General features: G+C 69.1%; 19 protein-coding genes. 10 read left to right on the top strand and 9 right to left on the bottom strand.

Translation table 11 applies throughout. The features are described 5' to 3' along the window. Positions 1-9: 9 nt before the first annotated feature. Complete coding sequence (locus IM776_RS11355; protein WP_194420160.1) at positions 10-1,383, bottom strand: MFS transporter; 1,374 nt, start codon at positions 1,381-1,383, stop codon at positions 10-12. Between the two features lie 138 nt (positions 1,384-1,521). On the opposite strand from IM776_RS11355, the gene IM776_RS11360 reads away from it, so the two are divergent. The 6 genes from IM776_RS11360 to IM776_RS11385 all read left to right on the top strand — a co-directional run bounded on the left by IM776_RS11360 (position 1,522) and on the right by IM776_RS11385 (position 7,987). After that, entirely contained in the window at positions 1,522-2,970 is a 1,449-nt protein-coding gene (locus IM776_RS11360) for a fumarylacetoacetate hydrolase family protein (RefSeq protein WP_228479735.1), read from the top strand. Further along, positions 2,967-3,644, top strand: coding sequence for a GntR family transcriptional regulator (locus IM776_RS11365; protein WP_228479736.1), 678 nt, complete (start codon positions 2,967-2,969; stop codon positions 3,642-3,644). The genes IM776_RS11360 and IM776_RS11365 overlap by 4 nt, the downstream gene beginning before the upstream one ends. A gap of 13 nt (positions 3,645-3,657) precedes the next feature. Beyond that, positions 3,658-5,154 carry a 5-carboxymethyl-2-hydroxymuconate semialdehyde dehydrogenase gene (gene hpaE, locus IM776_RS11370; protein ID WP_194420165.1) on the top strand — a complete coding sequence of 499 codons (1,497 nt, stop codon included), beginning with the start codon at positions 3,658-3,660 and terminating at the stop codon, positions 5,152-5,154. Positions 5,155-5,241: 87 nt separating this feature from the next. Then, positions 5,242-6,408 carry a 3,4-dihydroxyphenylacetate 2,3-dioxygenase gene (gene hpaD / locus IM776_RS11375; protein WP_194420168.1) on the top strand — a complete coding sequence of 389 codons (1,167 nt, stop codon included), beginning with the start codon at positions 5,242-5,244 and terminating at the stop codon, positions 6,406-6,408. A gap of 2 nt (positions 6,409-6,410) precedes the next feature. After that, entirely contained in the window at positions 6,411-7,193 is a 783-nt protein-coding gene (locus IM776_RS11380) for a 2-keto-4-pentenoate hydratase (RefSeq protein ID WP_228479985.1), read from the top strand. After that, the gene (locus IM776_RS11385; RefSeq protein WP_194420176.1) at positions 7,178-7,987 is read left to right on the top strand and encodes an HpcH/HpaI aldolase family protein; all 810 of its coding nucleotides are present in this window, start codon (positions 7,178-7,180) and stop codon (positions 7,985-7,987) included. Before IM776_RS11380 ends, IM776_RS11385 begins: the two co-directional genes overlap by 16 nt. On the opposite strand, the gene IM776_RS11390 is transcribed toward IM776_RS11385, so the two are convergent. From IM776_RS11390 to IM776_RS11415, 6 genes are read right to left on the bottom strand one after another with little or no spacing between them, the layout of a single operon-like run. After that, positions 7,981-9,156: an ROK family transcriptional regulator gene (locus IM776_RS11390; protein WP_194420178.1), complete on the bottom strand. Its 1,176-nt coding sequence runs from the start codon at positions 9,154-9,156 to the stop codon at positions 7,981-7,983. The two genes, IM776_RS11385 and IM776_RS11390, sit on opposite strands and share 7 nt — an antisense overlap. Positions 9,157-9,193: 37 nt before the next feature. Further along, positions 9,194-10,771, bottom strand: coding sequence for a glycoside hydrolase family 43 protein (locus IM776_RS11395; protein ID WP_194420180.1), 1,578 nt, complete (start codon positions 10,769-10,771; stop codon positions 9,194-9,196). After that, the gene (locus IM776_RS11400) at positions 10,768-13,158 is read right to left on the bottom strand and encodes a beta-xylosidase/alpha-l-arabinosidase (RefSeq protein WP_194420181.1); all 2,391 of its coding nucleotides are present in this window, start codon (positions 13,156-13,158) and stop codon (positions 10,768-10,770) included. The genes IM776_RS11395 and IM776_RS11400 overlap by 4 nt, the downstream gene beginning before the upstream one ends. A 39-nt stretch (positions 13,159-13,197) precedes the next feature. After that, positions 13,198-14,088 (bottom strand): carbohydrate ABC transporter permease, encoded by an 891-nt coding sequence (locus tag IM776_RS11405; RefSeq protein ID WP_194420183.1) that lies wholly within the window; start codon positions 14,086-14,088, stop codon positions 13,198-13,200. Further along, positions 14,085-15,077, bottom strand: a complete 993-nt coding sequence (locus IM776_RS11410; protein WP_194422624.1) for a carbohydrate ABC transporter permease — start codon at positions 15,075-15,077, stop codon at positions 14,085-14,087. Before IM776_RS11410 ends, IM776_RS11405 begins: the two co-directional genes overlap by 4 nt. 26 nt (positions 15,078-15,103) lie before the next feature. Further along, a complete protein-coding gene (locus IM776_RS11415) occupies positions 15,104-16,396 on the bottom strand; it encodes an ABC transporter substrate-binding protein (protein ID WP_194420186.1) in 1,293 nt (430 codons plus the stop codon). A 188-nt stretch (positions 16,397-16,584) separates the two neighbouring features. On the opposite strand from IM776_RS11415, the gene IM776_RS11420 reads away from it, so the two are divergent. From IM776_RS11420 to xylB, 3 genes are all read left to right on the top strand, one after another. Next, positions 16,585-17,583, top strand: coding sequence for a LacI family DNA-binding transcriptional regulator (locus IM776_RS11420; protein WP_194420188.1), 999 nt, complete (start codon positions 16,585-16,587; stop codon positions 17,581-17,583). Positions 17,584-17,676: 93 nt separating this feature from the next. Further along, positions 17,677-18,864 (top strand): xylose isomerase, encoded by a 1,188-nt coding sequence (gene xylA, locus IM776_RS11425; RefSeq protein WP_194420190.1) that lies wholly within the window; start codon positions 17,677-17,679, stop codon positions 18,862-18,864. Positions 18,865-19,023: 159 nt separating this feature from the next. Further along, positions 19,024-20,310: a xylulokinase gene (gene xylB, locus IM776_RS11430; protein ID WP_194420191.1), complete on the top strand. Its 1,287-nt coding sequence runs from the start codon at positions 19,024-19,026 to the stop codon at positions 20,308-20,310. Between the two features lie 6 nt (positions 20,311-20,316). Here xylB and IM776_RS11435 read toward each other — a convergent pair whose 3' ends face one another. Both IM776_RS11435 and IM776_RS11440 read right to left on the bottom strand, forming a co-directional pair. After that, entirely contained in the window at positions 20,317-21,570 is a 1,254-nt protein-coding gene (locus tag IM776_RS11435; protein WP_194420193.1) for a D-arabinono-1,4-lactone oxidase, read from the bottom strand. 15 nt (positions 21,571-21,585) lie between these two features. Next, positions 21,586-22,503, bottom strand: a complete 918-nt coding sequence (locus IM776_RS11440; RefSeq protein WP_194420195.1) for an aldose 1-epimerase family protein — start codon at positions 22,501-22,503, stop codon at positions 21,586-21,588. Between the two features lie 63 nt (positions 22,504-22,566). On the opposite strand from IM776_RS11440, the gene IM776_RS11445 reads away from it, so the two are divergent. Continuing rightward, the gene (locus IM776_RS11445; protein ID WP_228479737.1) at positions 22,567-23,793 is read left to right on the top strand and encodes an MFS transporter; all 1,227 of its coding nucleotides are present in this window, start codon (positions 22,567-22,569) and stop codon (positions 23,791-23,793) included. Positions 23,794-23,808: the final 15 nt, after the last annotated feature.

Genomic DNA, 23,808 nt, shown 5'->3' on the forward strand with positions numbered 1-23,808 from the left:
ACCGGTGATTCACGCCCGCGCGAGACCGCGGATCGGGCTGATCGACTGCTCTTCCTCGTGGTCCGGGCCCAGGGGGATGCCGCTGCGGTCGCGGAGCAGGAGCGTCGCGATGAGGCCGATCACGGTCATGCCCGCGAGGTACCAGGTCACCGACATCGTCGTCCCGGTCGCCTTCACCAGCGCCGTGGCGATGGTCGGGGCGAATGCACCACCGGCGATCGCACCGATCGCGTACGAGATCGAGACGCCCGAGAACCGGATGCTGGCCGGGAAGAGCTCCGTGTACAGCGCCGCCTGCGGCCCGTATGTGAAACCGAGACCGATCGTGAGGATGGCGAGACCGGCGAAGAGCAGGCCGACATTGCCGGTGTTCACAAGCGGGAACAGCGCGAACACACCGCCGAGCTGCAGAATCCAGCCGATGATGTAGGTCGTGCGGCGGCCGAGCCGGTCGGACACGAAGCCCGCGATGAGCGTCGACAGCAACCAGGTCACGGCGGAACCCGTCACAGCCCACAGCACCGGACCGCGATCGAGACCCAGCGGGCCCCCCGGGTCGGTGGAGTAGTTCTGGATGTAACCGCCAGTGGTCATGTAGCCGACAGCGTTGTTGCCGGCGAACACCAGTGCGGCGATGATCACGAGCAGCAGGTGCTTGCGGAACAGTTGCACGATCGGCATCTTCGCCTTCTCCTTGCGCTCGGCGAGCTCCGCGAAGACCGGGCTCTCCTCGACATTGCGCCGCACGTAGTAGCCGACCAGGATCAGCACGACGCTGAGCAGGAACGGCACACGCCAGCCCCATGCGAGGAACTGCTCGCCGGGTGCGATCGCGGTCATGATGGCCATGACGCCGGACGCCAGCAGCAGTCCCAGCGGAACGCCGATCTGCGGCGACGCGCCGAATGCACCGCGCTTCGACCTGGGTGCGTGCTCGACGGCCATCAGCACCGCGCCGCCCCACTCGCCTCCGGCCGAGAGCCCCTGCAGGATGCGCAGCAGCACGAGCAGGATCGGCGCGGTCATGCCGATGCTCTCGTAGGTCGGCAGAACACCGATGAGCGCGGTCGCGGCCCCCATCAGGATCAGTGTCCACATCAGTACCCGCTTGCGCCCGAGTCGGTCGCCGAAGTGGCCGGCGAGGAACGCACCGAGTGGGCGGAACAGGAAGCTGATGCCGACGGTGGCGAACCCGATGAGGATGCTGTCGGCGCCGAGCGGCTTGAAGAACAGTTCTCCGAACACGAGCCCGACGGCCGTGGCGTAGATGAAGAAGTCGTACCACTCGACGGTGGTTCCGACGACTGTGGCGAACACCACTCGGCGCCGGTCGGCGGCGCTGGCGATGGTGCCGGTCGGCGTGAAGCCGGGCTGATCAGTCATTGAAGCTCCTTGTATGACGTCGTTGTCCGGGTGCCGGTTCTCGTGTTCAAACGATGCTTGCCACCCGTTGTCAGGATGATATACGATTTCAAATACATCGCACAAGAGCGATGCTCTCGACGCAAGGAGGCGCCCACTGTGACCGACCCGATCGCTCGGCCCGGCAAGATCATCGCGATCCACCTCAGCTACGCGTCCCGCGCCGACCAGCGCGGTCGGCGCCCGGCACACCCCTCCTACTTCTTCAAAGTCGCCAGCTCCGTCGCGGCATCCGGCGGCACCGTCGAGCGCCCCGCGGGCACAGAGCTCCTCGCCTTCGAGGGCGAGATCGCTCTCGTCATCGGCGAGCCCGCCCGCAACGTCAGCCTCGAGGACGCGTGGTCGCACGTCGCGTCCGTCACCGCAGCCAACGACCTCGGCCTCTACGACCTGCGCGCGAACGACAAGGGATCGAACGTCCGATCCAAAGGCGGCGACGGCTACACCCCGCTCGGTCCCAACCTCGTCGACGCACGCTCGGTCGACCCGCACGACATCCGCGTGCGCACCTGGGTCAACGGCGAGCTGCGTCAGGACGACAACTCCTCGGGCCTCATCTTCCCGCTCGCGCAGTTCGTCGCCGATCTCTCGCAGCACTTCACTCTCGAGACCGGAGACGTCATCCTCACCGGAACGCCTGCCGGATCCTCCGTCATCGTGCCGGGCGACGTCGTCGAGGTCGAGGTGGATGCCCCGAACGCACCGGGCACGCCGACCAGCGGCCGTCTCGTCACCACGGTGACGCAGGGCGACGTGCCCTTCGACAAGGCCCTCGGCTCGATGCCGACGGTCGACGACACGCAGCGCACCGAGGCCTGGGGGTCGGCTGAAGCGGCAGGGCTCGAGCCCGCGACCAGCGGCCTCTCCCCCGAGCTCCGCGCCAAGCTCGAGCAGGCGCCCACGGCGGGCCTCTCCGCCCAGTTGCGCAAGCGCGGTCACCACTCCTGCTTCATCGACGGCGTCGCAGCGAACATCCCCGGCACGAAGATCGTCGGCACCGCGCGCACGCTGCGCTTCGTCCCCGCCCGCGAGGACCTCTTCAAGAGCCACGGCGGCGGGTTCAACGCCCAGAAACGTCTCTTCGACGCGGTCGGCGACGGCGAGGTCATCGTGATCGAGGCGCGGGGGGACGCCACGACCGGCACTCTCGGCGACATCCTCGCGCTGCGCGCGAAGGCCCGCGGCGCCGTCGGAGTCGTCAGCGACGGCGGAGTGCGCGACTTCGACGAGGTCGTGCGCATCGGCCTGCCGGTGTTCTCGCAAGGGGCGCACCCCTCGGTGCTCGGGCGCAAGCACGTGCCGTGGGAGGTCGACGTCACGATCGGCTGCGGTGGCGCCGCCGTGCAGCCCGGCGACATCATCGTCGGCGACGGAGACGGCGTGATCGTGATCCCGCCCTCGCTCGTCGGAGAGGTCGTGGACGCGACGCTCGCCCAGGAGGAGGAGGACGCGTGGATCGCCTCGCAGGTGGAGGCGGGCCATCCGGTGGATGGTCTGTTCCCGATGAACGCGGAATGGCGCGCGAAGTACGAGGCGAGCCGCGCATGACGAAGGCCCTCAGCAAGTCTCAGCAGGCGTATCTCTGGGTCAAGGAGCGCATCGCCGCTCAGACCTATACGCCCGGCTACCGGCTCGTGCTCGGCAGCATCGCCGGCGAACTCGACATGAGCGTGGTGCCGGTGCGCGAGGCGATCCGGCAGCTCGAGGCCGAGGGGCTCGTGCAGTTCGAGCACAACGTCGGCGCGCGCGTGTCGATGGTGGATGACACCCAGTACCGGCACAGCATGGAGGCCCTCAGCATCCTGGAGGGCAGCGCCACCGCGCTGTCCGCCCGCCACCTCACCGCCGACGATCTGAAGCTCGCCCGAGCGATCAACGCGAAGATGATCGAGACGCTCGACCACTTCAACCCGCCGGCGTTCACTCAGCTCAACCAGGAGTTCCACGCGGCCCTCATCGCCCCGTGCCCCAATCCGCGCCTGCAGGAGCTCGTCACCGTCGAGATGCAGCGCCTGAACCGGCTGCGCGACTCGACGTTCAGCTTCGTCCCCGGCCGCGCGCACGAGTCAGTCAGGGAGCACGAGCAGATCGTCGCCCTGATAGAGAACAGCGCCCCGATCGACGAGATCGAGCGCGTCGCGCGCGAGCACCATTCGGCGACGCTCGACGCCTACCTCACCAAAGCACGCCCCGACGACGCCGTCGGCACCCACGTCCACTGAGACCGGAGGAATCATGACTGACAACCGCATCCCCGCAAATCTGCCCGATCACATCCAGCACTACATCGACGGCGCCTTCGTCGACTCGGTCGACGGCGGCACGTTCGACGTGCTCGACCCGGTGACCAACGAGAACTACACCACGGCCGCTGCCGGCAAGAAGGCCGACATCGATCTCGCCGTCGCCGCGGCCAAGCGCGCGTTCGACGAAGGCCCGTGGCCGAAGATGCTCCCCCGCGAGCGGTCACGCGTACTGCACCGCATCGCCGACCTAGTCGAGTCCCGCGACGCACGCCTCGCCGAGCTCGAGTCGTACGACTCCGGCCTGCCGATCACCCAGGCGCTCGGCCAGGCGCGGCGCGCAGCCGAGAACTTCCGATTCTTCGCCGACCTGATCGTCGCGCAGGCCGATGACACGTTCAAGGTGCCCGGCCGCCAGATCAACTATGTCAATCGCAAGCCCATCGGCGTCGCGGGTCTCATCACGCCCTGGAACACGCCGTTCATGCTCGAGTCGTGGAAGCTCGGCCCGGCGCTCGCGACCGGCAACACGGTGGTGCTCAAGCCCGCCGAGTTCACGCCGCTCTCGGCATCCCTGTGGGCCGGGATCTTCGAGGAGGCCGGCCTCCCGAAGGGCGTCTTCAACCTCGTCAACGGTCTCGGCGAAGACGCCGGTGACGCGCTCGTGAAGCACCCCGACGTGCCGCTGATCTCGTTCACCGGCGAGAGCCGCACCGGGCAGATCATCTTCGGCAACGCGGCCCCTTACCTCAAGGGCCTGTCGATGGAGCTCGGCGGCAAGTCTCCGGCGGTCGTCTTCGCCGACGCGGACCTCGAGGCCGCGATCAACGCCACGATCTTCGGCGTGTTCTCCCTCAACGGCGAGCGCTGCACGGCCGGCTCCCGCATCCTCGTCGAGCGCAGCATCTACGACGAGTTCGTCGAGAAGTACGCCGCTCAGGCGAAGCGCGTGAAGGTCGGCTACCCGCACGACCCCACCACCGAGGTCGGCGCTCTCGTGCACCCGGAGCACTACGAGAAGGTCATGAGCTACGTCGAGATCGGCAAGTCCGAGGCGCGTCTGGTCGCCGGCGGCGGCCGCCCCGACGGCTTCGAGACCGGCAACTACGTCGCCCCGACCGTCTTCGCCGACGTCTCCCCCGATGCCCGGATCTTCCAGGAGGAGATCTTCGGCCCCGTCGTCGCGATCACCCCGTTCGACAGCGACGAGGAGGCCCTGGAACTGGCGAACAACACCCGCTACGGCCTCGCGGCGTACATCTGGACCAATGACCTCAAGCGCGCGCACAACTTCGCAGGAAACGTCGAGGCCGGCATGGTGTGGCTGAACTCGAACAACGTGCGAGACCTGCGCACCCCGTTCGGCGGCGTGAAGGCGTCCGGTCTCGGACACGAGGGCGGTTACCGCTCGATCGACTTCTACACCGACCAGCAGGCCGTGCACATCAACCTCGGCGAGGTCCACAACCCCGTCTTCGGAAAGCAGTAACCCGATCTCCAGGTCGCAGAATGTGCCGTTCTGAGCCGCTGTAAGCGGCAAGATTCGCGACCCGAACCACTAAGCAAGGACGCTGACATGACCAATCGCAAAGACATGACGCTCACCTCCTCCGGCTACTACGTGAGCCAGGAGGCACCGATCGAGACGGGCAACCCTGTCGCGACCCCGCAGGCCTCGCCTCCGGACATCCTCCGCTGCGCCTACATGGAGCTCGTGGTCACCGATCTTGCGGCATCCCGCCAGTTCTACGTCGACATCCTCGGCCTGTACGTCACGGAAGAGGACGACGAGGCGATCTACCTGCGCTCGACCGAGGAGTTCATCCACCACAACCTCGTGCTCCGCAAGGGTCCGGTCGCCGCCGTTGCCGCGTTCTCGTACCGCGTGCGCACGCCCGAGGATCTCGACCGCGCGGTCGAGTTCTACACCGAGCTCGGCAGCGACGTCCGTCGCAACGAGAACGGCTTCGTCAAGGGCATCGGCGATTCGGTGCGCGTGGTCGATCCGCTCGGATTCCCGTACGAATTCTTCTACCAGGCCGACCACGTCGAGCGGATGTCGTGGCGCTACGACCTGCACACCCCCGGGGAACTCGTCCGCCTCGATCACTTCAACCAGGTCACGCCCGACGTGCCGCGCGCCGTGAAGTACATGCAGGACCTCGGCTTCCGCGTCACCGAGGACATCCAGGACGAGGAGGGCACCGTCTACGCCGCCTGGATGCGCCGCAAGCCCACCGTGCACGACACGGCGATGACCGGCGGCGACGGCCCCCGCATGCATCACGTGTGCTTCGCGACCCACGAGAAGCACAACATCCTCGCGATCTGCGACAAGCTCGGGGCGCTCCGCCGCTCGGACGCGATCGAGCGCGGCCCCGGCCGTCACGGCGTCTCGAACGCGTTCTACCTGTACCTGCGCGACCCGGATGGTCACCGCGTCGAGGTGTACACGCAGGACTACTACACCGGCGACCCTGACAACCCCGTTGTCACCTGGGACGTGCACGACAACCAGCGCCGCGACTGGTGGGGCAACCCCGTCGTGCCTTCCTGGTACACCGAGGCGTCGCTCGTGCTCGACCTCGACGGCAACCCGCAGGCCGTCGTCGCGCGCACCGACGACAGCGAGATGGCCGTCACGATCGGCGCCGACGGATTCTCGTACACTCGCAGGGACGAGGGCGAGGAATCCATGCCGGAGTACAAGCAGGGCGAGTACAAGCTGGGGCACCAGCTGTGACACTGCCCGCCGAGGTGATCGAGCAGATCGCCGACGAACTCGCCGAGGCCGACCGCACGCACGGCGTCGTCCCGCGGATCACGGCGCGCTACCCGGATGCCACGATCGAGGACTCCTATGCCATTCAGGGCATCTGGCGGGACAAGAACCTCGCCGCCGGCCGCACGCTGGTCGGTCGCAAGATCGGTCTGACCTCCAAGGCGATGCAGCAGGCGACCGGGATCACCGAGCCCGACTACGGGGTCATGTTCGACGACACCGTGTACCCGTCGGGCTCGGAGATCCGCTTCGACGACTTCTCGAACGTGCGCATCGAGGTCGAACTCGCCTTCGTGCTCAAGGAGCCGCTGGAGGGTCCGGACTGCACGCTCGACGACGCTCTCGCCGCGATCGACTACGCGGTGCCGGCGCTCGAGGTGCTGAACTCGCACATCGAGCTCGAGGGCCGCACGATCGTCGACACGATCAGCGACAACGCCGCGTACGGCGCCATGGTGCTCGGCGACGTGCGCCTGCGCCCCGACGAGATCGACCTGCGCTGGGTGCCCGGTGTGCTCTCTCGCAACGGCGAGATCGAGGAGACCGGCGTCGCCGCCGGCGTTCTCGGGCACCCGGCGACCGGGGTCGCGTGGCTCGCGAACAAGTTCCACCAGCACGGTGCACGGCTGGAGGCGGACGAGATCATCCTCGCCGGTTCCTTCACCCGCCCCATGTGGGTGCACAAGGGCGACGAGGTGCGCTGCGACTACCGGGAGATGGGAACCATCACATGCCGTTTCGTATAGAGCCCGCGCCGTCCTTCCGTGAGCGGCTCGCCGCCGCCGATCGTCCCCTCATCGGGGCCTGGATCTGCTCCGGCAGCCCGATCGCCGCCGAGATCGTCGCCGGTTCCGGCCTCGACTGGACGCTCATCGACGCCGAGCACAGCCCGATCGGCCTCGAGTCCATCCTCGCGCTTCTGCAGGCGGTCGCCCCGTACCCGATCACGCCCGTCGTCAGGGTCCCGTCCGCAGATGCGACTCTCATCAAGCAGGTGCTCGACGTCGGCGCGCAGAACCTGCTGGTGCCGATGGTCGACAGCGCCGCGGATGCCGCAGCCGCCGTCGCCGCGACCCGCTACCCGCCGCGCGGCATCCGAGGCGTCGGCAGCGCGCTCGCGCGCGCCGGGCAGTTCAACCGCATCGAGGACTACCTGCAGCGTGCCCACGAGATCACCTCGCTGAGCGTGCAGATCGAGACGGATGCCGCCGTGCAGAATGCCCGCGCGATCGCCGAGGTCGACGGGGTGGATGCCGTCTTCATCGGACCGAGTGACCTCGCCGCATCCATGGGGCTGCTCGGCCAGCAGGAGCATCCCGACGTCGTCGCGGCCGTCGAGCACACCATCGCCGAGGTACGCGCCGCCGGAAAGCCCGTGGGCGTGAACGCCTTCACCCCGGCGACCGCACGTCGGTACACCGACGCCGGCGCATCGTTCGCGCTGGTCGCGGCCGACGTGTCGATCCTCGCGCGGGCGACCGAGAAGCTCGCCGCGGAGTGGATCCCCGACGCCGACACGACTCAGCGCGCCGGCTACTGAGCAGCCACTCCCAGCGGGTCGGCGAGCAGCGCGGCGAACGCCGCCTCGGCCGCGCCGATGAGCAGGCGATCCTGGGCGAGCGCGGCCGACGTGATCTGCAGACCTTCGGCGGCGACCGCGAGCGAACGTCCGCGCACGTCGGCGTCGAAAGACTCCGGATCACGATCGCGCAGGATGGCCAGGAAACCGCCGAGCACGATCATCGAGGGATTCAGCGCGTTCACCGCGTTGGCGACCGTCGCGGCGAGCACCCGTCGCTGCCGGACGACCTCCTCGTCCGCGGTCGGACCGGGGTCGGACGCAAGCGCGGCTGCCAGCGCAGCGTCGTCTCCGCCGACGAGCTGGGCGGCCGCCAGGAGCCGTGCGCGACTCACCTCTTCCTCGAGCACCCCGTCATGCGTGCGCCGATGCGACTCGTTCGCGATGCCGGGCCGGGTCTGACCCCATTCCCCCGCATAACCGCCGGCGCCACGGATCAGCATGCCATCGAGGATCAGACCGCCACCGATGCCGCTCGCGCCGCCATTGAGGTAGACCACATCCGCGTGCTCGCGGGCCGCGCCGAACAGGTGCTCGGCGCGGGCACCCAGAGACGCATCGTTGCCCACGGCGACCGGCATCCCGAGCGCCTCGGCGAGCGGTGTCGCGACGTCCTCGTCGCGCCAGTCGAGGTGCGGTGCGAGCCGCACGAGTCCATCGAATGCGCGCACGAGACCTGGGACCGCGACGCCGAGCCCAATGATGCGGCAGCCGGAGAGCTCGTCCTCCTGCCACCGCCGCACGGTTCCGGCGACTGCGGCGACGGCATCCGCCGCGCTCGGCACCGCGGTGAGCTCGATGCGGGTGCGTGCCCGCAGTCCTCCCCCGAGGCTGACCGCGCCGATCTCGATCGCATCGACCTCCGGGTTGACGCCGATCGCGACGACGTCCGTGTTGGCCGCGGCCACGGGGCTCGGACGTCCCACCCGCTTCGTGGGATCGGGCACCTGCTCCACGACGAGGCCGCGCTCGACGAGCGCGGTGACGAGGTCGGCGACCGTCGACCGGTTGAGGCCTGTCTCGGAGGTGATCAGAGACCGGGAACGCGGACCTTCGTGGTGGACCAGCCGCAGCACCTCGCCGAGGTTCGTTCGCCGCACCGCCTCGACTGCGGTCGCGTGTTCCTTCATCGATCGCTCATTCCTGTGGCCGGCGCTGCTGTTGCCCTCAGGTTATCGGCACCGCGACGGCATCGACGGGCGGCTCGTAGCGGAATGCTCCGATGCGAACACTGCCGCGCGGTCCCCGCCCGTGGGCCGTCGCGAAGACACCGAACCAGGTCCCGAGGAAGCCGCCTGTCGCTGCCGCATCCAGTTCGCGCGCGTCGACGGTCGCGATCACCGCGCCGTCGCCGATGAGGTCGTACGCGTAGCCGCGCGCACGCACGGCGAGAGGCACGGATGCCGCGTCGGCGAGCGCGCGCTCGGCGAGCACGGCCTCCCAGTCGTCGCGTCGGTGCATGGCTCGCAGCAGCAGCCCATCGCCGGTCTTCGTCACCTGCACGGCCGCGTGATCGCGCTCCGACTGCCGAACGATGAGCCCTGCCGTCTCGCCGTCGGCGAGCGTCGACACGTCGAGCCGAGCCGTCGTGTCGACGTCGGCGTGCTGCTGACGGATGCCGAGGAAGGCCACGGTTTCGGCATCCGCCGGCGACGCGGTCCTCACCGGCAGAAGCCACGTGCCGTCGGCCTCGGCGGTCGCGATCTCCGCGGGCAGAACGCGCAGCGACGTCCACCGCGGATCCCGGGCGTCGATCGCTCCCGACAGCCGCGCATCCGGCTGCCACGTGCCGCTCTCCGCGGCAGCATCCGCCCACGGGATCTCCAGCGCGTCGGGAAGCCGCCCGCGCCCTGGTGCGAAGACCGGCCAGCCATCCTCCCACGCCACCGGGCACAGGAACGTCTCCCGCCCGAGCGGATAGTGGTGGCCGTCGGCGGCGCGCATGGCGAGCATGACCGCGTACCAGGATCCGTCCGGGGCCTGGATCAGGTCGGCGTGGCCGGCGCCGATCACGCCGGCGCCGCGTCCGAGATGCCGGTGTGTGAACACGGGGTTGGTGCGGGCTCCTTCATACGGCCCGGTCACCGCATCGGCACGCGCCACGCTGACGGCATGATCCGCCTCGGTGCCTCCCTCGGCCGCGATCAGGTACCAGCGACTGCCGATCCGGTACAGGTGCGGCCCCTCGGCCCACACCACGCCGTTCACGGCGCCGCGCCAGATCACGTGCTCGGGCCCGACCAGCGCTCGCTCTGCGGGAGCGTACTCCCGCACCCAGACCTCGGTCTGGTCGCGCCAAGCGGGGTCACGCGCGAGCCGGGTGCCGTGCATCCACACGCGTCCTGACTCGTCGAAGGCCACGGAGGGATCGATCCCGTCGGCATCCAGCCAGATCGGGTCGCTCCACGGCCCCGCGGCATCCTCCGCCGTGATGAGGAAGTTGCCGCCGCGGGTGTCGTCGGACGGATCCACGAGCGTGCAGACGATCCAGAAGCGCTCCCCATCGTGCCGGATCGTCGGCGCGTACAGCCCGCCGGACGAGCGGATGCCGGCGAAATCCAGCATCTCGGCGCGGTCGATCGCGTGACCGATCGTCTCCCAGTGCACCAGGTCGCGCGACCGCATCACCGGGAGCCCCGGCAGGTATTCGAACGTGGAGGTGACGAGGTAATAGTCGTCACCGACCCGGCAGATCGAGGGGTCGGGGTGGCACCCGGGAAGGATCGGATTGGCAACGGTGATCATCCGATCGCGACCTCGACCAGCCTCGGGTCGGCACCGGTCACCGGGTGCACGGCGCCGGTGAGGGTCAGCGTCGCGCTCCGCGTCGCCGTGCCCGGGATCTCGTGACGGTGACGCGCCCGGCTGTTCGAGATGACGCCGCCGGTGGCGGAATCGACCTGCGTCGCCTGAGGCGATGCACCGGCGTGCGACGCGACCCACACCTCGATGTCGCCGGGCTCGACGACCTTGATTCCGCGGCGATCCGTGAACGCCAGGCGCGTGGCGGGGACGTCGAAGCTGACCCGGCGGGACTCCCCTGCGCCGAGCGAGACGCGCGCGTAGCCCAGCAGCTGCGCCACCGGACGCGTGACGGAGGCGACGAGGTCGCGGGCGTACAGCTGCACGACATCGGTCCCCTCGCGGTCGCCGGTGTTTGTCACTGCGACCGACGCGGTGAACCGCCCGTGCGTGGCGGTCTCGGCGTCCGCTGAGAACGCGTCGTACGAGAACTCGGTGTACGACAGCCCGAAGCCGAAAGGGCGCACGGGGGTCGGGTCGGTGGAGGTCACGTCCGACGGGCCGCCCAGGATCGGATGCAGGTAGCTGTAGGGCTGCGCGCCGGCCGACCGCGGCAGGCTGACCGGCAGCCGACCGGACGGTGACGCCGCCCCCGTCAGCACTGCGGCGATCGCACGCCCGCCCTCCTCACCCGGGAAGAACGCCTGCAGCACGCCCGCCGGCCGGTCGGACTGGGCACCGTCCAGCGCCCACCCGATCGCGTACGGCCGCCCGGTGAGCAAGACCATCACGACCGGCGTTCCGGTGGCGACGAGACGTTCGACGAGCTCGCGCTGCACGCCGGGCAGCTCGAGCGATTCGACGTCGTTCCCCTCGCCGACGGTTCCGCGGCCGAAAAGGCCGGCCTGATCGCCGACCACGACGATCGCGACGTCGGCACCGGCCGCCAGCTCCACGGCCTCGGCGATGCCCGCACGGTCGTCGTCGTCCACCTCGCACCCGCGCGCGACGAGGATCTCTGCATCCGGCATGACCTCGGCGAGCGCCTCGCGCACCGTGGGGATCTCGAAGCCGATCTCGTGCTCGGGATGGTGCGCCAGCACGTGGTTGGCAAAGGAATAACAGCCCTGCAGCGCCTCGGCGCGATCGGCGTTCGGTCCGATGAGGGCGATCCGGCTCGTCCGGTCGCGCAACGGCAGCGCGCCGTCGTTGGAGAGCAGCACGAGCGACTCCTCGGCCAGGCGCCGAGCGACCTCCCGGTGGCGCGGGCTGTCGAGGGCGATCTCCTGCGGCGGCTCCCCATCGAAGGCGTCCGGTTCGAGCAGACCGAGCTCCTCCTTCTGACGGAGAGCGCGGATCACGGCACGGTCCAGGTACGCCTCATCCAGCATCCCGAATCGCACGCGCTCCACGAGTGGTGCGAGATACGCATCGCCGGAGGGCAGCTCGACGTCGATGCCGGCCGTCAGCGCCAGTTGCGCCGCTTCACCGCGGTCGGCGGCGACCGCATGCATCGCCTCGAGGAACGCGACGGCGAAGTAGTCGGCGACGACCACCCCGTCGAAGCCGAGCTCCTCGCGCAGCAGACCGGTCAGGAGAGCGGGGTCGGATGCCACCGGCACGCCGTCGATCTCGGTGTAGCTGTTCATGACGCTCTTCACGCCGCCGTCGCGGATCGCCATCTCGAACGGCGGCACGAACACGTCGGCGACCTCTCGCGGGCCCGCCGAGACGGGCGCGTGGTTGCGACCGGAGCGCGAGCCCGAGTACCCGAGGAAGTGCTTCAGGGTGGCGTGCACGCCACTGGACTGCAGTCCCTGCACATAGGCGGTGCCCACCGTGCCGACCAGGTACGGGTCTTCCCCGATGCACTCGTCGACGCGGCCCCAGCGCGGGTCGCGCACGACGTCGAGCACGGGGGCGAGCCCCTGATGGATGCCGAGATCGCGCATAGACTCGCCGATCAGCGCGCCCATCTCGGCGACGAGATCCGGATCGAACGAGGCGCCCCACGCGAGCGGTGTGGGGAACGTGGCGGCCTTCCACGCAGCGAGGCCGGTGAGGCACTCCTCGTGGACGAGTGCCGGGATGCCGAGGCGGGTCTCGCGCTTCAGCCGACGCTGCTCCTCCCACAGCCAGGCCGCCCGCTCGGCGGGCTCCACCGGCCGGGTGCCGTAGACGCGGGTGTAGTGCCCGATGCCGTCCCTGGTGATCTCGGCGAGCGCTCCGCTGGCGCGCCCCATCTCGTTCTGCATGGGGGCGACGACGTCACCGCCCTGATCGAGCCAGTAGCCGACGAGCTGTGCAGCCTTCTCCTCGAGTGTCATGCGAGCCAGCAGCGCGCTCACCCGAGGGGACGCAGCGGGGAAGGCGGGGATGTCCGCGCTCATAGATGTCTCCGGTGAGATGGTGGTGCTCACGACTGGTCCTCAGCCCTTCACTGCGCCGGTGAGCCCACCGACGATCCGACGTTCGAACAGGCTGAAGAACAGCAGCGCCGGCAGCATCGACAGCGACGTGTACGCGAGCACGCGCGCCGTGTCGACCGAGTACTGCGATGCGAAGTTCTGCACGCCCAGCGGCAGTGTGAACAGCCCTGGGTCGCCGAGGATGAACAGCGGCAGCATGTACCCGTTCCACGAGCCGACGAAGGCCAGGATGCCGACGGTGATGACCCCCGGAAGGCTCAGCGGGATCACCATCCGCCAGAAGAATCCGAGACGGGAGGCGCCGTCGATGGCCGCGGCCTCTTCGAGCTCCTTCGGGATGGCCCTCAGGAACGGTACGAGGATGATGATCGTCGTCGGCAGCGCGAACGCGATCTGCGGCAGGATGATGCCCGCCAGGCTGTTGACCAGCCCGAGATTGCGGATCAGCAGGTACAGCGGTGTGATCGCGACCGTGATGGGGAACATCAGGCCTGCCGCGAACAGCGAGTACATCACCGAGCGTCCGCCGAAGTCGTAGCGCGCGATCACGTAGCTCGCCATGACGCCCAGCAGCACGGCCCCGAGGGTCGTGCCGACGGCGGCGATCGTGGAGTTGACCATCGCGGTCCAGAACTCCGAGCTCACCAGCACGCTGCCGTAGTTGGCCAGCTCCCACGGGTCCGGCCAGCCGGACGGGTCGAGCGTGATCTGGGAGTTGGTGCGGAACCCGCCGACGATGATGTACAGCACGGGGGTGATGCAGATCGTGATCAGCACGACCGCGATGAGATAGACGCCAGGGCTCCCCCAGCGCACCTTCGGCGACCTCCGGCGGCCGCCGGAGCCCACCGGCTGGACGAGCGCCGTGGTGCTGAGACTGTCGGTCGTCACTTGCGCTTCCTTCCGCTTGCCCCTGTCACGGCGCCCTCGGTGTCGCGTCGCAGCACGAAGCGCTGGTACACGAGAGCGATGACCAGGGAGATGAGGAACAGCATCACGGCGACCGCGTTGCCGTAGCCGTAGTTCCCCGCGAGATGCCCGTTCTGATACATGTACGTGGCCATCGTCGAGGTGCCGGCCGTGGCGGCGATGTACTGGCCCCAGACGATGTTCACCAGGTCGAACAGCTGCAGCGATCCGATGATCGACAGGAACGCCCAGATCCGTATGGTCGGGCCCAGCAATGGCAGCGTGATGTTCCACTGGATCTTCCAGAACCCGGCGCCGTCGATCGCGGCGGCCTCGTAGAGCTCCTCCGGGATCGACTGCATGCCCGCGAGCATGAGGATGACGGCGAAGCCGATGTACTTCCAGGTGATGATCACCATCAGCGTCCACATCGCGATGGACGGATCCGCCAGCCAGGATTGCTGCAACGCGCCGAGGCCCCACTTCTCCAGCAGGGAGTTCAGCGCTCCGGCATCCTGCATCATCAGGCTCCACCCGGTGCCGACGATGACCTCCGAGATCACGTACGGCATGAAGATCAGCACGCGGATCAGCGAACGGCCGCGGATCTTCTGGTTCAGCAGCAGCGCGAACAGGATCGCGACCGGGCCCTGCATGACCAGCGAGAGCACCACGATCGTGAAGTTGTGCAGCACGGCGTCCCGGAAGGTCTCGTCGCGCCACATCAGGATGTAGTTGTCGAGCCCCACGAAGTCGGTCGGCCATCCGAAGCCGTTCCATTTGAAGAAGCCGTAGAACGCCGCCATCATCACCGGGAAGATGACGAAGCCGACGAAGACGAGCAGCGCGGGACCAGAGAGCAGCACGATCTCGCCGCGCTTGCGCCAGTCGGGGCGCCTGCGCCGGCGCACCGGGGCCGGCGTCACGCCGGCCCCGGTGCTTACGGTGCTCTCAGGCACGGCATCCGCCATCACCTGGGTATCGATCATCGCCCGGCTCAGCCCCTTGCGGCGGCGTCGGTGATGTTCGACACGAGCTTCTCGGGGTCGCCCTGACCGGCGAGCATCTCGACGACGCCCGTGTTCAGGGCGTTGCCGACGTTCTGTCCGAGCGCGGTGTCGAGCCAGAGTGCGACGTAGGGAGCCTGGCTGTACGCCTCCATCAGCGGCACGAGCGACGGGTCGGTGACCGCGCCGGTCGCGTCCTGCGATGCGGGGATCGTCTGGAATGCCTCGGCGTACTTCTCCTGCCACTCCTTCGAGGACACGAAGTTGAGGAACTGCTCGCAGGCCTCCGGGGAGTCCGCCGAGCAGGAGTACCCGTCGACGCCGCCCATCATCGCGCCGGGCGCGCCGTCACCGCCGTCGACCTCGGGGAACGGGAACCAGCCGAGATCGGCCAGTGGCTGCTGATCGGGAGTGAGGCTGGCGATCACGCCGACGTTCCACGCGCCCATGAGCTCCATGGCGGCCTTGTGGTTGGCGACGAGACCCGCGGACGAGTTGGCGCCCTCCTGCGCGGAGGTCGTGAGGAATCCCTCGTTGAACGGCTCGATCTCGACGAAGTCGGCGAGGTTCTCGGCTGCGGTGAGCCAGCATCCGTCGCTGAAGTCGGGGTCGGTGGCGAGGCTCGAGATGATGTCCTGGTCGCAAGCGCGCAATGCGAAGAAGTAGTACCAGTGCGCGGCAGGCCACGCGTCCTTGGCACCCAGCGCGATCGGCGCGATGCCGGCCGCCTTGAGCTTGTCGACCGCCGCACCGAGCTCGTCCAGCGTCGCCGGCTCCTCGGTGATGCCGGCCTGCTCGAACAGGTCCTTGCTGTAGAAGATCCCGCCGGGGAGCACGGCGCTGGGCATCCCGTAGATCTTGCCGTCGACGGTGAACGCGCTGAACGGCGCCTCGCCGAACGCCGACTTGACCTCTTCGTCGATCAGTCCGGTGAGGTCCTTCACCTTGCCGGCGCTGACGATGTCGGCGAGCTTCCCACCGCCGCGCGCCATGAAGATGTCCGGCATATCCCCCGAGTTGACGGCCGTCTGCAACTTGCCGTCCATATCCTCGTTCTGTATCGACGTGACGTTGATGGTCACGTCCGAGTTCTCTTCGCTGAAAGCGGCCGCCGCATCCTCCCAGTACTGCTTGCCGGGGCCGGTGGTGGAGTTGTGCCACATCGTCAGCGTGACCTCTCCGTTCTCGCCGGTGTCGCCTGACCCGCCGGAGCAGGCGGTGAGCCCCAGCGCCATCAGGGCGGCGACGGCTGCGGCAGCAGCTCGTGCGTTGCGCGTCTTCATTGCCGTGTTCTCCTCTTCATCGAGTGATGCACCGCTGCATCGAGCGGTGTCGCGGCCGTGGGCGGAAGCCCTCTGACCTAATTTGTTGCCAGCAGCACCAATATCGTGCGATGCCACTCTGACACCGCTCCCACGCTCGTGTCAATCGATATCGATAACGTTTTCGACAATCTGGATATAGTGAGGCCATGAACCGCCGGACCACCATCAACGATGTCGCTCGCGCCGCCGGAGTGTCGGTCGCCACGGTGTCGAAGGCCATCAACGGCCGCTACGGCGTTTCACCGGCGACGCTCTCGCACGTCATGACCGTCGTCGAGGATCTCGGATACGAGAGCTCGCTCGTGGCCACCTCGATGCGTCGGCGCAGCACGAATGTCATCGGCGTCCTCGTCGCAGAGTTCGAGCCGTTCGCGCTGCAGCTCCTGCGCGGCGTGTCCGCGGCACTCGAGGACACCGACTACGACGTCCTGGCATATGCGGGGAGCGTGTCGGCCGGCGAGCACCTGGGATGGGAGCGGCGGTCGCTCTCACGATTGGGCGGCACGCTCATCGACGGCGCCATCCTCGTCACGCCCACCACCACCCGCGCCGAGACCTCGGTGCCGATCGTCGCCGTCGACCCCCACGTCGGAGCGGACGGTCCGGCCACGATCGGCGTCGCGAACGTCGAGGGGGCAAGAGCCGCGACCGACCATCTCATCTCGCTCGGCCACCGCCGGATCGCGCATCTGCGCGGACGCACCGACCTCGAGTCGGCCCAGGAGCGCGAACGGGGATACCGAGCGGCTCTCGCCGCCGCCGGCATCCCGTTCGATCCTGCGCTCGTCGCCGACGGCGGCTATCGCGCGGCCGACTCGACCGCGGGCGCGCACGCGATCCTCGACCTGCCCGATACCCCCACCGCGGTGTTCGCGGCGAACGACCTCTCCGCGATCGAGATGATGCGCGTCGCGGCAGAGCGCGGACTGCGCGTGCCGGCGGACCTCTCGGTCGTCGGCTTCGACGACATCCTCGACGCCGCCTCGCACTCACCGCAGCTCACCACCGTTCGCCAGCCGCTCCCCGAGATGGGGACGGCCGCCGTGCGGATGCTGCTCGACGTCCTCAAGGGCCACGATCCCGAACCGGTGCGGATGCCGACCACGCTGATCGTACGAGAGTCCACGGCCGCCCCGCGGCGGTGAATCCGCCCCGCGGGGCGAATTGCGCACACCGCTCGCCTGTTATATGTTGTGCTTCACAACTTATGTTCGTCCACCGCCTGCAGAGGAGCAGCCATGCCCACCCCCACCCGCGATGACAAATTCTCCTTCGGTCTCTGGACGATCGGGTACAACGGCACCGATCCGTTCGGCGGCCCGACCCGCCCCGCCATGGACGTCGTGCACGCCGTCGAGAAGCTCGCCGAGCTCGGCGCGTACGGCCTGACCTTCCACGACGACGACCTGTTCGCATTCGGATCCAGCGACGCCGAGCGCCAGAACCAGATCGACCGTCTGAAGGGCGCTCTCGCCGACACCGGCCTGATCGTCCCGATGGTGACCACCAACCTGTTCAGCGCCCCTGTCTTCAAGGACGGCGGCTTCACCTCGAACGACCGCGACGTGCGCCGCTACGCCCTGCGCAAGGTCTTCCGTCAGCTCGACCTCGGCGCCGAGCTCGGCGCGAAGACGTTCGTGATGTGGGGCGGCCGCGAGGGCGCCGAGTACGACTCCGCCAAGGACATCCGGGCCGCGCTCGAGCGCTACCGCGAGGCCGTGAACCTGCTCGGCGACTACGTCACCGACAAGGGCTACGACATCCGCTTCGCCATCGAGCCGAAGCCCAATGAGCCCCGCGGCGACATCCTGCTGCCGACGCTCGGTCACGCGATCGCCTTCATCGACTCGCTCGAGCGCCCCGAGCTCGTGGGCCTGAACCCCGAGGTCGGCCACGAGCAGATGGCGGGGCTCAACTTCGCCGCCGGCATCGCCCAGGCGCTGTACCACGGCAAGCTCTTCCACATCGACCTCAACGGCCAGCGCGGCATCAAGTACGACCAGGACCTCGTCTTCGGGCACGGCGACCTGCACAACGCCTTCGCCCTTGTCGACCTGCTCGAGAACGGCGGCCCCGGCGGCGTACCCGCCTACGAGGGTCCGCGTCACTTCGACTACAAGCCCAGCCGCACGGAGGACGAGAAGGGCGTGTGGGACTCTGCGAGCGCGAACATGCGCACCTACCTGCTGCTCAAGGAGCGGGCCGCGGCATTCCGCGCCGACCCCGAGGTGCAGGAGGCGCTGGCCGCCGCCAAGGTGGACGAGCTGTCGACCCCGACCCTGAACCCCGGCGAGTCGTACGACGACTTCCTCGCCGACCGCAGCGCGTTCGAGGACTTCGACACCGACGCGTACCTCGGCGGCAAGGGCTTCGGCTTCGTCCGCCTGCAGCAGCTCGCCACCGAGCACCTGCTCGGCGCACGCTGACCTCTCCCAGCGGTGTCCGGGAAGATGCGGGTGTTGGCACACCGCATCCGCACCTTTCCGGACATCATCATCCACCCGCGTGTCCGGGAACATGCGGGTGTCGCCTCAGCCGACCCCCATTTTCTCGGACACGCTCACACCGTTTGAAAGGATGCCATCGTGCCGCTCGTCCTCGGGGTCGACAGCTCGACCCAGTCCTGCAAGGTCGTCGTGGTGGACACCGCGTCCGGCGCCGTCGTGCGCACGGGTCGCGCCGCGCACCCCGAGGGCACGTCGGTCGACCCCGAGGCGTGGTGGGACGCGCTGAACCTGGCGATCGCGGATGCCGGCGGACTCGATGACATCGCCGCATGGGCGATCGGCGGGCAGCAGCACGGCATGGTCGCGCTCGACGCGGAAGGTCGCGTCATCCGCGATGCGCTGCTGTGGAACGACACCCGATCGGCGGATGCCGCGGCGGAGCTCGTCGTCGAGTTCGGAGCCGACCAGCTCGCCGCGCGCACCGGGCTCGTGCCGGTGGCATCCTTCACGATCACCAAGCTGCGCTGGCTGCGCGACAACGAGCCGGACAACGCCGCCCGCGTCGCGGCGGTCGCCCTCCCCCACGACTGGCTGACCTGGCGGCTCCGCGGCTTCGGACCGGCGAACCCCGTGCTCGAGGAGCTCGTCACCGACCGCTCGGACGCGTCGGGCACCGGCTACTGGAATCCGATCAGCGGGGAGTACGACCGCGAGCTGCTGATCGCGGCACTCGGTCACGATGCGGTGCTTCCGCGTGTGCTCGGATCGGACGACCACGTGCTCGACGGCGACGGCCGACGCGTCGGCGGAGGCGCCGGCGACAACGCCGGAGCCGCCCTCGGCCTCGGCGCAGCGCCCGGCGACGTCGTCGTCTCGATCGGCACCTCCGGCACCGTGTTCGCCGTGAACAGCCGCCCCGTGACCGATCCATCGGGCACCGTTGCGGGCTTCGCGGACGCGAGCGACAACTTCCTCCCCCTGGTCGCGACGCTCAACGCCGCCCGCGTGCTGGAGACGACGGCATCCCTGCTCGGCGTCTCGCTCGCCGAGCTGAGCGCCCTCGCTCTGCAGGCCGCGCCAGGTGCCGGCGGGCTCACGCTCGTCCCCTATTTCGAGGGCGAGCGCACCCCGAACCTGCCGGATGCCACGGCCGAGCTGACCGGCATGACCCTGTCGTCGGCTACCCGCCCGAACCTCGCTCGTGCCGCCGTCGAGGGGATGCTGCGCGGCCTGGGCGCCGGCCTCGACGCCCTGCGCGCGCTCGGGATCCCGCTGGAGCGGGCCCTGCTGATCGGCGGCGGCGCGCAGTCGGAGGCCGTGCAGCGGATCGCCCCCGAAGTGCTGGGCATCCCCGTCGAGGTGCCGGAGCCGGCCGAGTACGTGGCGCTCGGCGCAGCTCGGCAGGCAGCGGGCGTTCTGTCCTGAATCCCGTTAGAGTCCGAGCCGCGTGAGGTAGTCGTTGGTGAACTTCCGCTCCGGATCGAACCGTTCCCGAAGCGCCGCGAAGTCGTTCCAGCGGGGGTAGCGGGCTCGCACCTCCTCGCCCGGAAGGGTGAAGACCTTTCCCCAGTGCGGCCGCGCGGAAGCGGGCAGTACGGCCTCGAGATCGGGCAGCAGCGCTCGCACGGCCGACTCGTCGGGCTTCCACGTGAAGTGCAGTCCGACGGCATCCGTCCGGTAGGACGAGCTCAGCCAGAGATCGTCCGCCTGCACCGTGCGGATCTCGTTCACGAGCAGCAGCGGGGCGATGCGGCCGGCCATGGATCGCACGGCCGCGATCGCGGCGACGGCATCGGCACGCGGAACCAGATACTCGCTCTGCAGCTCCGCCCCCGCCGACGGCGTGAAGTCCATCCGGAAGTGCGGCAGCCGCAGAAACCATGGGCCCGGCACACCGCCCTGTTCGGTGCTGGCCTCGGCGGGCGCCGACAGGATCGGATGCCGCGGGCGGGTGGCCGCCACGGCCTGCAGGCGCGCGGCCATGGCGGCCCTGGACTCCGACGCGCCGTCGGGCTGAGCCTGCTTGACCCAGATCTGATCCGCCGCGTCCGTGCGCTGCCAGGTGGAGAAGATGCTCACGCTGGTTCCAGCGCTCGTGACTGCGTCCAGATCGTCGAGGACGTCATCCCAGCGAGGCTGCTCGAACACGTGCTGCGCGTACTGCGCCGTCGGCTGCACGTCCAGCGTCACGTCGAGCACGGCGCCGAGGGCGCCGAGCGAGACCACGGCGCCGTCGAAGTCCGCATCGCCGCGAGCGAGCTGCCGGATCTCGCCGTTCGCTGTGAGGACGGTGAGCGCTCGCACGGCGCTCGCCAGCGACCCCGTGCGGTCCCCCGACCCGTGCGTCCCGGTCGCGATGGCGCCAGCAATGGAGATGTGCGGCAGGGAGGCGAGGTTCGCCAGCGCGAGCCCCTGGTCTTCCAGGACGGGGGCGAGGTCGCCGTAGCGCAGCGCGCCGGAGACCCGCACGGCATCCCGCGTCTCGTTCACCTCGATGACCGGCGGCAGGCCGGCGAGGCTGATCTGGGTGCCGTCGGTGTCGGCGATGTCGTTGAAGCAGTGCCGCGTCCCGAGGATGCGGACTGCGGGGCGCGCGACGACCAGGTCCCGGAGCTCGTCGACGGATGCCGGCTCGGCGAACTCCGCCGCCCGATAGGTCAGGTTGCCCGCCCAGTTCTCACGCATCGCGTCCCTCTCCGCTCAGACCGCGCTGATCCGCCACGCGGCGGTGTGCTCGCCGCCCGGCGCCAGGGTCACGAGGTCGGTGCCGGAGTTGAACGCGTCCGGCGGGCAGGTCATCGGCTCGACGGCGAGGCCCGCGCGATGCATGGCGGGGTGCCCCGGGTTGTCGGCGGTGTGGACCTGCACCCACGGGCAGCTCTCGTCCCAGCTCATCGCGACACCCGAGCCGTCTGCGGACGTCACGCGCACCTCGGCTCGGCCGTGCTCGCGCGACAGCGCCGTGAAGGCGTGATCGATGAAGACACCGCCGATCGGACGCGGCATCCGGAAATCCCACTCGGGATGCCGGTCGACGGACTCGAGTGCCGTGGGGATCAGCCGGTCCTCGGTGACCGTCAGAACCTCGGATGCCGGCAGCGACAGCGTCCAGTCGTCGACCCGGCCTTCGCCGCCGACGAGGTACGGGTGCGGGCCGGTGCCCCAGGGAGCGGCATCCGCCCCGGTGTTGCGGGCGGTGACGGTCTGGGTGAGCCCGTCCGCGCCCAGCCGGTACTCCACCTCGACCTCGACGCGGAACGGATAACCGGTCTGCGGCTCGATCGTCGAGACCAGCACGACGCGGTCCCTCTCAACGATCCGGTCCGCGTACGCGCTCCAGGCGAGCAGGCCGTGCAGGGCATGGCCGCGCTCGGGCTCGGTGAGCGGCAGCTGATGATCGACGTCGCCGAACCGGTACCGCCCGTCCACGACGCGGTTCGGCCAGGGGGCGAGCGTCGCCCCGCGATAGGCGGGTCGGACCTCGTCCGCATCGAAGGGGACCACGAGGTCGCGATCGTCGTGGCGCAGCACCCGCAGCGTCGCGCCGACGGCGGCGATCTCCGCCTCGTAACCGTGGCCGGAGAGGGAGAAAGGGCGGCCGGAGCGAGGCGTCATCATCGTGATCGAGTCTACGACCGGCGCCGCGCGGACCGAGCGCGCCGCGCGTGGAAAGATGATGTAGTGCTCGGTGCGATGCAGGACCCAGGGTTCCGGTGGTTCTTCATCGCTCGTGCGATCACGCTCATCACCGGATCGATGTCGTCGATCGCGCTCGCGTTCGCGGTGCTGCAGGTCGACAACGACGCCCGCTCGCTCTCGTACGTCCTCACCGCCTTCACAGTGGCGAACATCGTGTTCGTACTGTTCGGCGGGGTGGTCGCCGACCGGCTGCCGCGGGCGCTCATCATCCAGAGCTGCTACGTCATCGACATCCTCTCGATGGGCATCGTCGCCGCTCTCCTCTTCACCGGCACCGCGACGATTCCGCTTCTGGTCGCGTTGGCGGCGGTGAACGGAGCATCCACCGCTTTCGTGCTGCCGGCGATGCAGGGCATCATCCCGCAGCTGACGAAGCCCGAGCACCTGCAGCAGGCGAATGCGATGCTGTCGTTCGTGAGGTCGGCCGTGACGATCGGCGGTCCGGTGATCGCCGGCATCCTCGTCGCGACGGCCGGCCCGGCTTGGGCGATGGTCGTGCAGGTCGCCGGATGGGCGCTCGCGATCCCGGTGCTCGCGCTCGTGAGGCTGCCGCCGCCGGCGCGGAATGAGGGATCGACTTTGCTGCGGGATCTGCGCACCGGGTGGGACGAGTTCCGCAGCCGCACCTGGCTGTGGGTGATCGTGCTCGCCTTCATGATCATGAATGCGATCCACGTCGGCGCGTGGGGCGTCGCCGGCCCCTACATCGCGAAGAACGACGAGCTGCTCGGGATCACCGGCTGGGGCTGGGTCGTCAGCGCGGAGGGCGTCGGCGTGCTGCTGATGACGATCGTGCTGATGCGGTTCCCGCTGCGGCGGCCGCTGCGGCTCGGGATGATCGGGATGGCGTTCTTCGCTGTTCCGCTGACGATGCTCGGACTGCATCCGGCCGTGGTGCTCCTCGCGATCGCGGCGCTGATCGCGGGGGCAGGGGCGGAGGTCTTCAGCACCGGGTGGAACGTAGCGCTGATGGAGAACGTGCCGACCGACAAGCTCTCTCGCGTGTCGAGCTACGACATGCTCGGCAGCTTCGTCGTGATGCCCATCGGCACTCTCATCTACGGATGGCTGATCACCCACGCCGACATCGGAGTGGTCCTGGTCACCTCCGGGGTGATCTACGCGGTGTGCGCGGTGGCGACGCTGGCGGTGCCGAGCGTGTGGCGCATGGGCCGGGCGGCGACGGCCGTGAAGGTGGCGGAATCATAGGGACTGCGGCCAGAC

Source organism: Microbacterium abyssi, assembly GCF_015277895.1.
Lineage (GTDB): Bacteria > Actinomycetota > Actinomycetes > Actinomycetales > Microbacteriaceae > Microbacterium > Microbacterium abyssi.